A 16062-nucleotide genomic window follows, 5' to 3' on the forward strand; every position below is an offset into this window, starting at 1 on the left:
TCCCGGCGGCGCGCCTCCGGGCTCGCCGGCGCTCAGCGAAACGCGTCGAGGTGATCCCGGACCCACGCCGCGAACGGCCGCGGCGGGCGGCCGAGGACGGCGGCGACGTCGTCCGTCGGCGCCGACGCGCGCCCGTCGCGCAGGAACGTGAGGCCCTGGACGACCGCCGCGACGAACGCTTCTGGGGCGCCGGCCGCCCGCATCTTTCCCGCCGCATGCTCGACGGTGACGTCCTCCGCGGCGAGCGGGCGCCCGAGCGCCTCGGCGAGGATCGCGATCTGCTCGTGCGCGTCGAGGCCGACGGGCCCGGTCAGCGTATAGGCCCGCCCGTCGTGATCGTTCGACGTGAGCGCCCGGGCGGCGACGGCCGCGACGTCGCGCGGGTCGACGACCGCGTGCTTGCCTGTGCCGGTCGAGATCTCGATCGGGGCGCCGGCGCGCACGCTCGCGGCCCACGCGAGCACGTTCGAGTGGAATCCCGCCGGCCGGAGCAGCGTGAAGCGGCGCCCTGTCGCGATCACCGCTTCTTCTCCTTCCCGGTGCCAGCCAGACGCGATGAGGTCCTCTTGCTCGGCGCCGTAAGCCGAGAGCTTGACGATCTGCTCGACCCGCGAGCGCATCACCGCCGCGGCCATCGCGCGATCGTGGTCGGCCACCGTCGGCCCGGGCGCCGTGAGCAAGAAGACGCGTTCAACGCCTTCGAGCGAGCGCCCGAGCGACGGCGCATCCGTGAAGTCTCCGCTGGCCACCTCGACGTCGCTCCCCCAGAGCGCACGCGCGCGGGTGGGATCGCGGGTGAGCACCCGAACGTCGGCCCGGGCGGCGAGCAGCTGTGGGATCAGCGCGCGACCGATGGTGCCTGTCGCACCAGCAACAAGGATCATGAACACCTCCGTTTCGAGAGCGAAGCCTGCTGTCTCGGCGGAGCCGTCTCTTGGAGATTCCGGCACGACCTTCGACATTATCGGCGCGCGACGGCCGAGGCGGCCGAGGCTTCGCGCGCTACACTGCCGTCGTGCTTGCGCCCTTGCTCCCGTCCTCCCGCTCGGACAGCCGTGACCTCTCGCCGCGCGCGCCGCTCCGTTCCTGGGTCTCCGACGTCCACGTGATGAGCGCCGTCCCCTCGCCGCCCGCGGGGTGGACGCGGCTGCCGAGCGGGACCACGTCGCTCGTCGCGTGCTGGACCGGCGGCGAGCCGGTCGTGGCCGCGGTGGGGCCGCTTCAGCGCGCCACGTTCAAGCCCTCGGGCGTGGTGCCTCTCTATGCTCGCCTCTCGTTCCACCCCGGGGGCGCGCGGCCCGCGCTCGGCGTCGCCGCGCACGAGCTCGTCGATCGCGTCGTCCCGCTCGACGACCTCTGGGGCGCACGCGCGCGCGAGCTTCGCCATGCGCTCGCTCGCGCCGGCGGGGACCCGGCCGCGGCGGTGCGCCTGCTCGAGGACGCCCTCTGCCGCGCGGTCGGCGTGAGGGCCGACGCCCCCGCGCGCCGGGCGCTCCTGCGCCGCGCCGTCGATGTCCTCGACGCCTCCGCGCTGGCGCCCGACTCGGACGCCTCCATCCCGGCGCTCGCCCGGCGCCTCCGCGTCGCCGAGCGGACGCTGCGCGCGCTCTTCCACGAGGAGATCGGCATCTCGCCGAAGCGCTACGCGCGCATCGCGCGCATCCGTCGCGCCGCCGAGCGCCTCGCCACGACGAGCCTCGCGCGGCTCGCCAGCGAGACGGGCTTCTACGATCAGGCCCACCTCACGGCCGAGTTCCGGTCGCTGCTCGGGGTGACGCCGCGGGCCTACCTCGCCGGCGCGCGCCCGGCCGCGAGGCCCGGGTGCGGCGGCGCGACCGCGCGCGGGTGACCTCCGCGCCGGCAGGTCCTCGATCTGCCTCTTTACCCTCGTCGGAGGAGAAGCGCAGCACCGACTCCGTAGAATGGCTGTTACCGATGAGGTCGAGCGTCTGTCGATTCGAACGGTGCCTGGTGCGGCGATGGCGCCACGACCTCATGGCGGAAGGAAGGCGCCTGCTCCTCCAGCGCGATTCCGGCGGCTCCACGTCCCCACGTCCAGCCGTCGAAATCGTTGGTAGTTGAAGTATCTGCTCTCGGCAGTGACGTGCGGCGAGGCGCCGCGCGCAGATACCGTCGAGGTTCAAAAACGCGACGGCGACAGATAAAATGGGTGGGTTGGTGGGTCGTTGGGGCACAAAAGTGTTCGTGATCGACCTCTGCCGTGAGCCGGACGGGACAGGTTCTGGTACATAATATCGAATCGGCGCTGTTGAGTCGCAGCGTCGGGAACCCGTGCAGGCGCCGACCCATGTGGTCGGCGCTCGCACCAACTCGTGCCTTTCTTCGGGCGCGGCGTGGAGAACACGGTGAACCCCGAGCAACACACGCATCGCTGGCCTCTCGAGCTTTTCGGCTCACAACTCAGGTACGCTGCGCCGCTCTTGCTCGCGTTCGTCGCGGCTTGCAACGGCCAGATCGGCGGGCCCGGCCAGTCCACGGGGTCTGGCACAGGCCCCGGCGGGGACGACCCTGGGACCGTAGAGCCCCCGGAAGACGTGCTGGATTCGGCGTTCTGCCAGACGCCGCAGCCCGGTACGGCGCCGCTCCGCCGTCTCAGCAATTACGAGTACGCCAACACGGTGAAGGATCTCTTCTCCGGCGTCCCGGGCGTGGCCTCCGCCGTCGACAAGGTGGTCGCCACATTTCCGAACGAGTCCGAGTCGCTCGGCTTCCGCAACAACGCGAGCTTCTTGAACGTCGGCTCGCTCGTCGCGCAGAAGTTCCTCGACGCCGCGGAGGAGGTCGCCGCCGTCGCGGCCCACGCCTCGGGCCTCGTCTCCTGCGATCCGGAGGAGATCGGCGAGATCGAGTGCGCGCGCGACTTCATCCGCACCTTCGGCGCCAGGGCGTACCGCCGGCCGCTCACGGAGGCCGAGGTCCAGAGTTACGAGGAGCGCTTCACCGCAGGATCGGACGGGTACACCTTCGACGACGGCATCGAGTGGGTCGTCTTCAGCATGCTGCAGTCGCCGAACGTGCTCTATCGCGTCGAGCTCGGCCAGGCGAGCACGGGGGACGTCACCGAGCCCACCCCGTACGAGATGGCCTCGCGGCTCTCGTACCTGGTCTGGCAGTCGCAGCCGGACGAGGAGCTCACGCGGGCGGCGGAGGCGGACGAGCTCGGCACGCCAGAGCAGCTCGAAGCCCAGGTGCGGCGCATGCTGGCCGATCCCAAGGCCGAGCGCTTGCTCGAGTACTTCGAGCAGTGGCTCGACACCGATATCCTGGGCAGCATGAACCGCGATCCGGAGGTGTATCCGGACCTCTCGCGCGACCTGCCCGCCTTGCTGCGAGCGGAGACGCGCGCGTTCGTGAAGGACCTGCTCGCGAGCCCGAGCGGCTCGATCGACGACCTCTTCGCCGCCGACTACAGCTTCGTGAACGGCGCGCTCGCGCAGCACTACGGCGTGAGCGGGGTGAGCGGCGACGATTTCATCAAGGTCGACATGCCTGGCCGCTCGGGCGTGCTGACCCAGGGCATGATGCTCACGCGCGACAAGGCGACGCGCACCTCGATCGTCCGCCGCGGCCTGAAGGTGCGCACCGATCTCCTGTGTCAGATCGTGCCCGCGCCGCCCAACGACGTGAAGCTCGATCTCGAGGGCCTCGGAGAGGGGCTCTCGCAGCGCGAGCGCCTCGAGCTCCACCGCACCGAGCCGAGCTGCGCGGGGTGCCACGCGCTGATGGATCCCATCGGCGTGGTGTTCGAGTCGTTCGACGCCGTGGGCCGCCCCCGCACCACCGACGAGGCCGGCAGGCCGATCGACACCTCGAGCGCCATCTCGAGCACGCGCGACGTCAACGGCCCCGTGGCGAACGCCGCCGAGCTGGGCCAGCGCCTCGCGCAGAGCGAGGAGGCGCGCGCCTGCTACGTGCTGCAGAACTTCCGCTTCTTCTACGGTCGCGACAAGACCGCCGCCGATCGCTGCTCGATGGCGTCGCTCTCGCTCGCGTTCAAGGACAGCGGTTACAGCCTGTCCGAGCTCGTGGTCGCGCTCACGCAGACCGACGCCTTCCGCTACCGCCCCGTCATCGTCCCGGAGAAACAATGAAACCTCTGAGCCGCCGTACCTTCCTGCGTGGCGCATCCGGAGTTGCGCTCGCGCTCCCGTTCCTCGATGCGATGCGTTCGAGCCGCGCGCGAGCCCAGACGGCGCCGTCCCCGCGCCGCATCATGTTCGTGTTCCAGGCGAACGGCGACGAGACGGATCGGCGCTTCGACGCCCGCGGTGAGACGAGCTTTCAGCTCGGCGAGTTCCTCGCCCCGCTCGAGCCGTACCGCGAGGACCTCCTCTTTCTCAACAACCTGCACAAGCACTTCTACGATCTGCCGGAGTCCGAGCGGGCCGACAACCACCAGCAGGGCGGCAGCTCGCTCGCTCCGTGGAAGTCCGGCTCCGGGTCGTTCCCCATCGGCGGCACCGAGAGCACCATCGGTTACGTGGAGGGGCCGAGCGCCGACTACGCGATCGGCGGTCGCGTGCTGGAAGCCAACGAGAGCATCGCGCACCGGCACCTCGTGTACCGCGTCGGGGACAAGTGGAACGATATCTGGAACACGCACTCCCACGCGGGCCCCGCGGGCGAGCAGAACCCGATCCCGCCGGAGACCGATCCGTACGAGGCCTACGCCCGGATCTTCGCCTCCACGCCCGACGACGGGGGCGCGCAGCAAGAGGTGCTGAGGCGCCTGGCGAAGAAGCAGTCGGCCATCGATCTGGTGCGCGAAGAGGGCAATTCCCTCCTCACCCGGGTCGGCGCCGAGGATCGCGCCAAGATCCAGCAGCACCTCGACGCGATGCGCGACGTCGAGCGCGCGCTCCAGGCCGGCAACGGCGCGGCCACCTGCGTGAAGACCCCGCTCGGCGAGCGGCTCAACCCCTACGCCGACGAGAACCACGCGATCATGGGCGAGCTGTTCTTCAAGATCAGCGCCCTCGCGTTCGCCTGCGATCTGACGCGCGTGGTGCACTTCAACTGGAGCGGCAACACCAGCAACCGCGTCTACTCGAACCTGGGGCTCAGCGATGGGCACCACGACATCTCGCACAACAGCGACGACGACTCGTTCGCCAAGGTGCGCAAGATCCACAGGCACCTCTGGGAGCAGAACACGAAGCTCTACGAGATCTTGAAGAACACGAGCGACGGCGACGGCACGCTCTGGGATCATACGCTCGTCGTGCACTGGAACGAGCTCGGGCAGGGCGACAGCCACAGCATCGAGGACAGTCTGGTCGTCTTCGCGGGCAAGGCCCACGACTACTTCCGGCGCGGGCGGCTCGTGGATTTCCGCGGCGATCGCTCCTTCGCCGACATGCTCGTGAGCTGCTTCCACTACATGGGCTTCGAGGACGTCAAGAGCTTCGGCGAGGGCGTCTTGAACACCGGGGGCGCCCTGCCGCTCACCTGAGCAGGCGCCGCCTGCTCGACCTCCTCGCGAGCACGCGTCGGTGGAAAAGAGCCCTGCAGGAGAGTCGAGGCCCACTTCATGGTGGGGTGAATCAGCGTCGCGCGCTCGTGCGTCGATGGAGACCTTGCGCGGCAGCTGACAACGGAAGTTTCGGTCACCCGCCGACAACGCCGCTCGTTCTACGCTCGTCCGCGTGAGCCGCTCGCCGCGACCCGACCCAGGTCGTGCCGGCGTGGCAGCGCCAGGGCTTGCCGTGTCGTCGCAGGTGAGGCAAGAGCGCCGGCGGCGCGGAGCGCTGCGCATGCGGCGCCCCGGCTCCGTGCTCCATCGCGCTACAAGGTGAGCCTATGACAACCCCTCGGATAACAATCTCTGGATTCGACATCGAATGGGACATGAAGAACGGCGTCAACTTGTGGGCCGGGACGCCTACCCTGAGCATGTGGATCCCGAGCTCGGTGGCCGGGCTGATGTCGGGCATGGTGGCGATGGTCGGGGTCGAGCGATTCAACCTGTGTCTCCAGCTCGGGGGACGGCAGAGCGTCGACGGCGACTGGGCCATCATCAGCGCGCATCCGAGCTTCGAGGAGGGCATTCGCCAGGTGTCCGAGATCGCCTGGCCGGCCGGATGGGGGCGGTGGGAGGTCGTCGCGGTGGACCGCGAGCGCCGTGAGGTCCGGTATCGCACCGTCAACAGCTGGGAGGCGATCTATCAGCGTGCGCTGGGGGTCAGCTGGGGGAGCGCGATGGTGGCCGGCAAGCTGGCCGGGATCACCGAGCGCCTGTTCGGGGTCCCTTGCTGGGCCGAACAGACGGTGTTCGCGGCGCAGGGCGCGGCGTACGACGAGTTCCTGGTCCGCCCGACCGACGAGACCGTCGAGGCGCGGCTTTCGGCGCTCCTCGAGGCCGATCGGGGCACGAGCTCGGATCTCGCGGTCGCGCTATCCCGGCTCAGGAACGAGGTGGCCGAGCGGGAGAAAACCGAGCTCGCGCTGCGCGAGAAGCTGGAGCTCATCCAGCAGCAGGAGACGGCGCTCAGCGCGATGGTGGCGCCGATCATCCAGGTGTGGGACGGCGTGCTCACCGTCCCTGTCATGGGAGGGCTCGACAACCAGCGCGCGTCCGCGCTGATGGAGCGGCTGCTCGGCGCGATCGTCGACAGCCAGACGCGCAGCGTGATCCTGGATCTGACCGCCGTCGAGGCGGTGGACACGAGCACGGCCGATCACCTGATCCGCATCGTGCGCGCGGTGGAGCTCCTCGGCGCCCGCGTCGTGGTGACCGGCATCCGGCCCGCGGTGGCTCAGACCGTCGTGTCCGTGGGCATGGATCTCGATCGAATGATCACGCTGCGCAACCTGCAGGAGGGCCTCAAGGTGTGCATGGCCTCCGGCGCCGATGCTGCTCCCCGCCCGAAGGCCCTGTGAAGCGCGCTCATCCCAGGTGACGGACGCGCCGTCCGCCTGCTGGAGCAGCACGTCACCTCCACGAGCTCCACCGAGCATCCGCCATCGGAGGGGCGAGCTCCTCCCACGGGCCGCGGGAGCGCTCCGTACGTTTTTCCAGGTGAGCGCTCTCTTCACGGGTGCTTCACTGGGCGGCATGTCGATCATCCAGCCCTGTTTCGATCGGTCGGTCGTCGTCCGTGGCGCTGACGCTGAGGTCGTCGGCTCTCCCGCCGCGCGGATCCAGCTCCTCGCGGACAGCAGCGCGACGGGCGGAGCCCTCTCCACCGTACGCGTGACGCTCGCGAAGGACGCGGACGGCGCGCGGCCGCACCGTCACGACGGCTCGGCCGAGATGTTCTACGTGCTCGACGGCGCCGTGCAGGTCCTTTCGGGGAGCGACGTCGTGACGACCGAGAAGGGCGACCTCCTCGTGGTCCCTCCGCGGGTCGCCCACGCGTTCGCCGCCGCGCGCGGCAAGGGCGCAGAGCTCCTGGTCGTCATCACCCCAGGGGTCGAGCGGTTCGACTACTTCCGCAAGCTGACGCGCATCGCCCGCGGCGAGGAGCCGCCCGAGACCTTGCGCGACGTGCAGGAGCTCTACGATACGTACTTCCTGAGCAGCCCCGAATGGGAGGCGGCGCGCGGGTGAACGGGGGTCCGATCGAGTCGACGACGAAGGGGATCGTGTACAAAAGGATCCTTCGGAACAGGGTCCAGTCGATCTGGCGCCAGTGCTGGGCGATCTGAAGCAGGTTGATGGAGATGGATATCGGCAAGAGCACGCCTCGCGCGGATCGCTCACCGCGCTCACCGAGCACCTCGTCGAGCTCCGGATCAGTCTTCATCTCACTTACCCCATGATTGATACCGGGCGCAGCGGATCGCTAGGGCGCGCCCACATGTCCCAATGGTGCACAGTCGGCCGCCGTGGGATTGGGGACGTGGCGGCGATTGGCGCAGCCGCGGCCTCGCCCGTTCATCACGTGCGAGGGATGATATCCATGCATGGCTTGTCCGAGCGTCACGGCCGACACCGCCAGCATGAGGCCAGCGAACGCCCAACGCCGCACCGCCGCGCTGATGTGCCTGGCGAGCCTGGCGCCGGCCAGGCTGCCAGCGCACTCGGTGATGCTGAGGGAAGCGGCGAGCGGCCAATCGACCGGCGGGTGCGGGAGATGGCCGGCGAGACCGGCCATCGTGTTCATCGCGATGACGAGGATGGAGGTGCCGATCGCGGCGTGCACGGGGGTCCCCGTGAACATGACGAGCAGGGGGACGATAGCAAACCCGCCGCCGAGACCGACCAGGCCGGTCAAGCAACCGACCAGGATCCCCCCTGCCGCGAGCACGGCCATGGGCCGCCAGCTCGATCGTTTTCTGCCTTGGTCCAGCGGAGGCGGGGGGCGATCCCAGAGCATCGCGACGGACGCGACCACGGTGGCCATGAAGAAGATCACCCGAAGGATGTGCTCCGGGATCACACCCGCGATGTGTCCGGAGAGGTACGCTCCCGTCATCGAGGCGAGACCGAAGGTGAAAGCGTACCGCCAGACGACGGCGTTCTCCATGGCGTACGGGACGACGGCGACGAGGCTCATCAGCATGACGGCCACGAGCGAGGTGGCGACCGCGCGGTGGAGCTCGAGCCCGGCGACGCTTGTCAAGAGCAGCACGGTGAGGATCGACGGGCCGGCCCCGAGGATGGCCGATACGATCCCGATGATCAGACCGAGCGCCGCTATCAGGTACATCGTCATACCGCTGCGTCGCGCCACGTCGCCGCGCCCGGGGGGCGAGCGGAGCCCGCTCGAGCCGCGGAGGCCGCCCGCACCCGCGTACCGCAGACGGCGGTCGTGTACGGGTGTACGGGCGCACGGGTGCGCGAGTGGGCCAGCGCGCCCATGCAGAGTGGCATACTGCGTGCCCAAAGCGGCGGCGTACGGATACGTCGAAAGGAGGCGCACAATGGCTTCGGGCGAGGGCTTCGTCGTGTGGTTTACCGGGTTGTCGGGGTCCGGCAAGTCGACCTTGGCCGCCATGCTGGCTGCCGAGCTGCCGAGGCGGGGCGTGCATGTCGAGTCGCTAGACGGAGACGTCGTCCGCACGCACCTCTCGAAGGGGCTCGGGTTCTCGCGAGAGGATCGCGACACCAACATCCGCCGGATCGGCTTCGTCGCCAGGCTCGTGGCGCGCTCCGGCGCATGCGCGATCACCGCGGCGATCAGCCCCTACCGGGAGATCCGCGACGAGCAGCGGCGCGCGATCGGGCGTTTCTGCGAGGTCTATTGCGAGTGCCCGCTCGATGTGCTCGAACGCCGGGATATCAAGGGGCTCTACGCGCGCGCCCGCGCGGGCGAAATCAAGGGCTTCACCGGCGTCGATGATCCGTATGAGCCGCCGCGTTCGCCCGAGGTGATCGTTCACACCGATCGCGAGCCGCCCCGCGAGGGCCTCGCCAGGATCCTCGCCAAGCTCGAGGAGCTCGGGTATGTCCGTCCCATGGCGCAGCCGGCCGAGCCGGCGAGGGCGGGCCTCGCGCCCCCGCACGGCGGGGAGCTCGTCGATCAGTTCGTTCGCGGCGACGCCAGACAGCGGCTGCTCGAGCGCGTGGCCGGCTTGCCCAGGGTGAGGCTCGATGAGCGCGGGGCGAGCGATCTGGAGCTCATCGGCAATGGCGCCTATTCCCCGCTCAAGGGGTTCATGACGTCGCGGGATTACCTGCGCGTGGTCCGCGAGCGGCGGCTGGAGAGCGGCCTCGTCTGGTCGATCCCGATCACGCTCGCGGTCCCCGGCGAGGACGCCGCTCGTCTCTCCCTCGGCAGCGAGGTGGCGCTGGCGTCGCCGGACGGGCGCGTCGTCGGTGTGCTCGAGCTCGTCGACCGCTGGACACCGGACAAGGAGGTCGAGGCGCGCAACGTTTATGGCGCAACGGACGAAGGCCACCCGGGCGTCGCCTACCTGCGGTCGTCGGGCGACGTGTACCTCGGCGGCGAGGTCTGGTTGATCGAGCGGCCGCTCTCACCGCAGTTCCCGGAGTATCCCCGGGATCCGGCGGCGACGCGGGCGGCCTTCGAGGCGCGCGGCTGGCGGCGCGTCGTGGGATTCCAGACGCGCAATCCGATCCATCGCGCGCACGAGCACATCACCAAGTGTGCGCTCGAGATCACGGACGGGCTCCTGCTTCACCCGCTCGTGGGCGCGACCAAGGCCGGCGACATCCCGGCGGACGTGCGGATGCGTTGCTACGAGCTCTTGCTGGAGAAGTACTACCCCGCAGACCGGGTCGTCCTCGGGCTGTATCCGGCCGCCATGCGCTACGCCGGGCCGCGCGAGGCCATCTTCCACGCGCTCGTGCGCAAGAACTACGGCTGCTCGCACTTCATCGTCGGGCGCGACCACGCTGGCGTCGGGCGCTTCTATGGAACGTACGACGCGCAGCGTGCGTTCGACGACTTCCTCCCGAGCGAGCTCGGCATCGAGCCGCTCAAATTCGAGGAGGCCTTCTGGTCCACGGTCGTCGGCGGGATGGCGACCGACAAGACCGCGCCTGGAGGGCCGGAGACGCGCATCACGCTCTCGGGGACGCAGGTGCGCGAGCTGCTGCGCGCCGGGAAGCTGCCTCCTCCCGAGTTCAGCCGCCCGGAGGTCGCGCAGATCCTCCTTTCAGCGACGCAGGGGCGAGGGCACGATCAGGCAGCCTGACGGCGCCCGCCGGCCGACGCTCCGGGGCGCTCCTCGCCGGTCTCCAGCCAGTGGGCGCAGTCGGTTCCCAGCTTCTCGAGCGCCAGCCGATCGAAGCGCGCGCTCTGCTCGGGGGTGATCTCGGCGTGGTAGTCGCGGGCCGGCCCCTTGTGGAAGAACGCCTTGGGGTCCCGCATGTGTGTACCGGCGAACGGGGCCATCTGCTCGGCCCGCTCGCGCATGTAGCCGAAGGAGCAGTGCTCCAGGATCACGTCCAGCCGCAGCCTGGTCGGATCGACGTCGATGAACTCGGCGATGCGCACGATCTGACCGCGCAGATCCTCCTTGAGCCGCCGGTAATGCACGAGGAGCACGTTCGGCTCGTCCCGGAGCTTCCACCACGATCGCACGACGTCGAACAGATCGCAGCAGCCGTACCCGTCGGTGTCCAACCACTTGTCGAAGAACTCCTGCACGCTCTCCGGAATGACGAGCCGCGTTGGATCGTTGGACCATTCCGCGTGGATGCGGTTGATCTCGTCCATGGTCTTGGCGGAGAACTGACTCAAGTAGTTGTGGAAGCTGATCCCGAGATCCTTGCCGTTCCGGCCGACGAAGAGGTAGCGGACCTGCGCGGCGATGGGCACGGCGTCCGCGGGCAAATGCGACTTCAGCACACGACGCTCGCCGGCCTCACGCTGCGCCTTCAGCATCGCCAGCATCGTGGCGTGGTCGCCGAAGCTGGAGTCCAGCCAGGGCGACGTGTCCGAGAGAGCGTCTTTCCGCTCTTCTCCGTTGTCGAGGATCTGCTGGATAATGCGCTGGGTCCACGTGGTCCCCGCCTTGAACGGGTCCGCCACGACGATGTCGCCGGAGACGAAGCCGCCCTGCGTCAGGAAGTCGCTCCAGACAAGGGAGCTGTTAAGGTAGTCCCTGACGACTCGCGTCGGCATGATCAATCTGTCGTTCGTGACCATTTGTCACCCTCCTTTGTCGCTGCTCCGAGCAGGATGTCCGGACGACGGGCTCGCCCCCACCGAGTGGCCGTCAGCCAGGTGCTCCGTTTCGATATGTGGCGTTCAAGAACCGGACCAATCCCGGCGCGTTCGGCGGGCCCCTTCGCGGGATGCTGCTCTCCCGAGAGGGGAGCGAGCGCCCTTGTGCCCGAGCACGATGGTAGCCGAGCACGAGGCTCACTCCGTAGCTGAGGCCGCCCAGCAGCGACGCGCGCTCTCCTCGGAGCGAGAGGCAGCTCGCGAGAGCGACCAAGCGCCGTTCCTTGACGGCGTCGGCGATCGCCTGGATAAGCTGCCGCATGAGATCCGCGGCGCTCGCGCTCCTCGTCGGGGCCGCGCTGGGCAGCTTCGATCGTCCCGCAGGTGCGGCCCCGCGCGCCTCGTCGCTCGCGTGGGCGAGGATGCCAGGGGCCGAGGCGTGCATCGACGCGCGGACGCTCGCGCAGGCCGTGGAGCAGCGGCTCGGGCGCGGGGCGTTCGTGCCGCCACCCGCGGCGAGGTCTCCATCGAGGGGCGGATCGAGCGCTCGCAGGAGGCCGGCGTCTGGCGGGCGACGATCCGGGTGTTCGGCGAGGGCGGGGCGGCGATCGGGTCGCGGGAGATCGAGGCCGAGCACGTCGATTGTCGGGCGATCGACGATCAGCTCGAGCTCGTGATCGCATTGCTCGTCGACCCGGACGCCTCGTGCCTCCCGCGTGTCCGCCGGTTCCAGCGGCGTCGAGCGCTCCCTGGCGGGTGGGAGGCGCGGTGGAGGCGGTGGGCGGGCTCGGGCTCACGCCTGGGCCCGCGAACGTCGGGGCCGGCGGCCCCGCGCGCTCAGCGCCCCACCCCTGAATCACGTCGTTCGGCTTAACACGTCTTAACAGTGGGCGGCCTCGGTCCGCGCTATTCACCGTCGCGGGGGAAAACCTCGCTCTCAGGAGAATCCTTATGATCGAGAAGAGCAATCTGTCGAAGCAACCCTGTTCTCTCCGTCCGTCACGCGCTGCCCTGCCGCGAATCGGCGCGGCGCTGTTGCTCCTCGGAGCCCTCGGCGCCGCCGCATGCACAGCCGGTGCCGGCGCGGACGAAGAGGAGAGCCTCGGTGTGGCGAGCCAGCGCGGAACTTACGATCTGACGAGCAGCTACACGGGCACCGTCGGAGACACCCGCGGCTGGCTCATCGAGTGGCAGGTACCCCAGCTTCTGAACGCGTCCACGGCCTGGACCGCGGTGGGGCAGTGGTACTACAATCTAGAGTCCGGCATTTACCACAGCCCCGATGGATGGTTCGTCTACTACTTCGGAGATGACAACGGTGTCACAGGGAATCATTCGAGCTGCAACACCCAGTGGGGCTCGGGGGGCACCTGCGGCGGCTCGCTCGGCGGCCTGCAGCCCGGGCAGCAGGTCATATTCAAGTACGAGTGGTGCACGCCCGAGCGCGTCGCGAGCGTGACCGGCGCCCAGCTCTGCCTCTATGTCGACATGAAGGACGGCGCCGGCTGGCAGTTCCTCGCCCAGGACGCGCGCAGCACCGTCGAGATGTACGCGCACGACATCGAGCATTTCGCCGACGTGGGCCCGCAGTACCCCGAGCCGCAGGTCTCCTGCGAGGCGCCCATCAAGATGCTTCGCCAGCAGGTGAAGACGACCTCGGGCGCCTGGCAGAACATGTCGGGCGCGAGCACCTGGTCGTTCCACGACGCCGCGCCCTACGTCTACCAGAACAAGAACCTCAGCGCGTCGCCGTCGACCTGGGAGGCCTGCACGTCGACCGTGCCCGCGAACGACTGCAGCAGCGTGCCCGCATGGATGTCGGCGCAGGTGTATACGCCCTCCACGCTGGTGACCAACGGTGGCCACCTCTGGTCGGCGACCCAGCAGATCTGGTGGTCGCACCCGAGCTGCCCGCCAAGCAACCCGACCTCCTGGTGCCCGGCCGAGTGGGCCGACCTCGGGCCGTGTAACTGATCGCGGAGCCCACTCCCCACGAGGCGCGCTGGAGGCAACCCTGCTTTCGGCGTAGGATGCGCAGCGCGCATGCGCATCCTCCTCGTGGGGCTCTGGCTCCTCGTCCTGGCGACCGTGCTCGCCATCCTCTACCGCCGGCGGAAGCGGCGCTCACGCGCGCGTCCTCGCGGCGATAGCGCCGTCGTCATGCTCACGGCGGCCCTCGAAGCCATCCGGCGCGAACAGCCGGTTTTGCTCCCGGAGCATGTCGTGCTCGCCGCGCTCTGCGATCGCCGGGTGGCAACGGTGGTCGCCTCGGCCGGCGCGAGCGCCGCGTCCCTGCGGCGCGAGCTGGATCAACAGCTCCCGGCGCCCCGCCAGGCACCCACGGACAGCGCCGCGCTCGAGCTCTCGCCGGCTGTGAAGGCCATCGTGGATCGCGCCTGGTCGAGGTCGGCGTCGTGGGGGGGCCCGTCGCCGCTCGATCTGGTGGTCGCGACGCAGTCGGCGGGGGAGGGCTGCTTCGCCGCCGCATTGCTCACGAGGGCGTGTCGCGACCTCGACCGGGCGAACCGGGAGCCGCCCCGCGCCCCGGAGCGCAGCGACCCCGCAGGCGAGCTGGTCGAGGTCGTGTTCTGGAACGACGACGTGACCAAGATGGAAGCCGTGCAGCGCTTGCTCGTCGACTGCTTCGGAATGGACGAGGTGGAGGCGACGCACTTCATGCTGACCGTGCACTTCGCGGGCTCCGCCGCAGCGGGCCCGTATCGGCCGGATACCGCTGCCGCGCTCCTGGCGCGCGCGACGCAGGTCGCGCGCGAGCGCGGCATGCCGATCCGCATCACGCTCGGCCCGGCGGCAGAGGAGATGGGCTTCACCTGGGCCACCGAGCCTGCCGGGGCGGAGGAGGCGCGCGGCGGCGAGCCGCGCGCGCCTCAATCGTCCTGAGACGATGGCCGGCGCCGTCGCCTGGACGCGCGGCGACGCGGCGCTCGCGCGCACGCAGGCGGCGCGCGCCGGGTTGCCCGCGTCAGGGCGTCAGGGCGAAGCAGTAGATCCCGCCGTAGCCGCCGCCGCCGCCGACGGTGTTCGAGCCCGGCGCCGGGCCTCCCGCGTCCACGAGATTGACCCCAGGCGCGCACCCCGGTGCATTGTGGGTCGTTATCCAGTGGGCAAAGTTCAGGCCCCCGCCGGGTCCGCCGCCGGTTCCCCTTGGCCACGAGTGTCCAACCTGCGGTGTCCCCTCGGACCTGTCTCCCGTCTTGGCCGTCCAGTCCTTGCACGTCGCGTTGGCGCCCTGGAGCTGCCCCTGGGGGTTGGAGCCCGTCAGGGTGTCGTGGTTGTCGACCTCGGGTTGGGCCGGGTCGGGCTGGTGGTTGGGGACGCCGTCCTCGTTCGGCAGATCGTTCTTGATCGCCGCGTCGGCCGCGCTGGGGCGCGTGTTGAGCAGCTCCGCCTTCTCGTTCGCGACCAGCCGGCCGAGCCGGTCGTACCAGGGCCCCTCGCCGATCCGGTCGATCGCGTTGACCTGCTTCCCGTCCTCGCCTGCCGTGGCGCTCAGGAACGCGCGCCACGTCTTGCTTCCCGCGCCCGGGAGGCTCTTCTCGGCGATCGTCGCGCAGATCTTGTCCGCGCCGCGGAGACCGGCACCCGGCCCTGTCTCCCCGAAGCGGAGGTCACCCCCGAAGCCGTCCTGGGAGCCCGACAGCTCCCGCATGGCGGCGAGGCTGGTCACGAAGAAGCTGAATTTCTCGGTCGTCCCGCCGCTCGAGGTGGATGAGGTGGTGTCGCCGCTCGAGGTGGATGAGGTGGTGTCGCCGCTCGAGGTGGATGAGGTGGTGTCGCCGCTCGAGGTGGATGAGGTGGTGTCGCCGCCCGAGGTGGACGAGGTGGTGCCTCCGCCGGAGGTGGACGAGGTGGTGCCGCCGGAGGTGGAGGAGGTGGTGCTGCCGCCGGAGGTGGACGAGGCGCTGGTCGAGCCGTCGCTCGAGGCGTCCGCCTCGGAGTCTGACCCGGAGCAGCCGACCACGTGCGAGAAGAGCGCGAGGGTCAGAGGCAGCATCAAGTGACGATAAGTGCGTGTCATGGTCTCCGTTTCCTTTCTCGTGTTAAGCAAGAGCGTTGCTGCCAGCCGCACCCCCGAGGCCGAGCAGGCGAGAGCCAGGGGGCCCACAACCCAGCCGAGGGGGCTCGGTGCCCCATCCGCCTGGCGAGGGGAATTTCTCAATTCGGCAAACTTTTTGCAACACCCAGATGGATATGTGGTGACGCCGCGGGATCGAGGGTCAATCTTTTTTCGCGGGCTCCTGGATGGGATGTTCCGCCCAGGAGGTCGCGCTCCGTTGCGCGTGGCGCCTTCTCCGCCGCGAGCTCGCTCGCCGCTGGTCGCACGGCGACATGGAGCTCCAAACGGACCGCGCGCGGCGCGTGCTCGCGCCCTCCAGAGCCGCTTTCCGACATCCATCGCGGTCGTGCCGGTTCGCGCCCTCTGGTAAATTTGGAGCCGAGTTCG

The 16062-nt window shown here is 69.6% G+C and carries 13 protein-coding genes; 9 read left to right on the forward strand and 4 right to left on the reverse strand.

All coding sequences use genetic code 11. The features are described from left to right. Positions 1-32: 32 nt before the first annotated feature. Positions 33-884: an NAD(P)H-binding protein gene (locus tag WMF34_RS03930; RefSeq protein ID WP_437992449.1), complete on the reverse strand. Its 852-nt coding sequence runs from the start codon at positions 882-884 to the stop codon at positions 33-35. A 131-nt stretch (positions 885-1015) separates the two neighbouring features. On the opposite strand from WMF34_RS03930, the gene WMF34_RS03935 reads away from it, so the two are divergent. The 5 genes from WMF34_RS03935 (at position 1016) to WMF34_RS03955 (ending at position 7570) form a co-directional block, all read left to right on the forward strand. Continuing rightward, complete coding sequence (locus tag WMF34_RS03935) at positions 1016-1849, forward strand: helix-turn-helix domain-containing protein (protein ID WP_437992450.1); 834 nt, start codon at positions 1016-1018, stop codon at positions 1847-1849. Positions 1850-2441: 592 nt separating this feature from the next. After that, on the forward strand, positions 2442-4112 hold the full coding sequence (locus tag WMF34_RS03940; RefSeq protein ID WP_437992451.1) for a DUF1592 domain-containing protein: 1671 nt from the start codon (positions 2442-2444) through the stop codon (positions 4110-4112). Between the two features lie 71 nt (positions 4113-4183). Continuing rightward, positions 4184-5473, forward strand: coding sequence for a DUF1552 domain-containing protein (locus WMF34_RS03945; protein WP_231864673.1), 1290 nt, complete (start codon positions 4184-4186; stop codon positions 5471-5473). Positions 5474-5820: 347 nt separating this feature from the next. Then, positions 5821-6900, forward strand: a complete 1080-nt coding sequence (locus WMF34_RS03950) for an STAS domain-containing protein (RefSeq protein ID WP_437992452.1) — start codon at positions 5821-5823, stop codon at positions 6898-6900. Positions 6901-7075: 175 nt separating this feature from the next. After that, entirely contained in the window at positions 7076-7570 is a 495-nt protein-coding gene (locus WMF34_RS03955; RefSeq protein WP_044963900.1) for a cupin domain-containing protein, read from the forward strand. Positions 7571-7805: 235 nt separating this feature from the next. On the opposite strand, the gene WMF34_RS03960 is transcribed toward WMF34_RS03955, so the two are convergent. Then, the gene (locus WMF34_RS03960; RefSeq protein WP_437992453.1) at positions 7806-8960 is read right to left on the reverse strand and encodes a sulfite exporter TauE/SafE family protein; all 1155 of its coding nucleotides are present in this window, start codon (positions 8958-8960) and stop codon (positions 7806-7808) included. Between WMF34_RS03960 and sat the strand changes: the two genes are divergently transcribed. After that, positions 8887-10623, forward strand: a complete 1737-nt coding sequence (sat, locus tag WMF34_RS03965) for a sulfate adenylyltransferase (protein ID WP_437992454.1) — start codon at positions 8887-8889, stop codon at positions 10621-10623. The two genes, WMF34_RS03960 and sat, sit on opposite strands and share 74 nt — an antisense overlap. On the opposite strand, the gene WMF34_RS03970 is transcribed toward sat, so the two are convergent. Next, the gene (locus WMF34_RS03970; RefSeq protein ID WP_437992455.1) at positions 10611-11579 is read right to left on the reverse strand and encodes a sulfotransferase domain-containing protein; all 969 of its coding nucleotides are present in this window, start codon (positions 11577-11579) and stop codon (positions 10611-10613) included. The genes sat and WMF34_RS03970 overlap by 13 nt on opposite strands. 1125 nt (positions 11580-12704) lie before the next feature. On the opposite strand from WMF34_RS03970, the gene WMF34_RS03975 reads away from it, so the two are divergent. Continuing rightward, positions 12705-13571 (forward strand): hypothetical protein, encoded by an 867-nt coding sequence (locus WMF34_RS03975; protein ID WP_012233378.1) that lies wholly within the window; start codon positions 12705-12707, stop codon positions 13569-13571. A gap of 69 nt (positions 13572-13640) precedes the next feature. Next, the gene (locus WMF34_RS03980) at positions 13641-14498 is read left to right on the forward strand and encodes an ATP-dependent Clp protease adaptor ClpS (protein WP_437992456.1); all 858 of its coding nucleotides are present in this window, start codon (positions 13641-13643) and stop codon (positions 14496-14498) included. Between the two features lie 82 nt (positions 14499-14580). Here the strand turns inward: WMF34_RS03980 and WMF34_RS03985 are convergent, their stop codons facing one another. Further along, the gene (locus WMF34_RS03985) at positions 14581-15285 is read right to left on the reverse strand and encodes a hypothetical protein (protein WP_044963906.1); all 705 of its coding nucleotides are present in this window, start codon (positions 15283-15285) and stop codon (positions 14581-14583) included. Here WMF34_RS03985 and WMF34_RS03990 point away from each other — a divergent pair. Then, positions 15266-15619: a hypothetical protein gene (locus tag WMF34_RS03990; protein ID WP_437992457.1), complete on the forward strand. Its 354-nt coding sequence runs from the start codon at positions 15266-15268 to the stop codon at positions 15617-15619. The two genes, WMF34_RS03985 and WMF34_RS03990, sit on opposite strands and share 20 nt — an antisense overlap. Positions 15620-16062 lie beyond the last annotated feature (443 nt).

This window comes from Sorangium sp. So ce145 (assembly GCF_051525985.1).
Classification (GTDB): domain Bacteria; phylum Myxococcota_A; class Polyangia; order Polyangiales; family Polyangiaceae; genus Sorangium; species Sorangium cellulosum_B.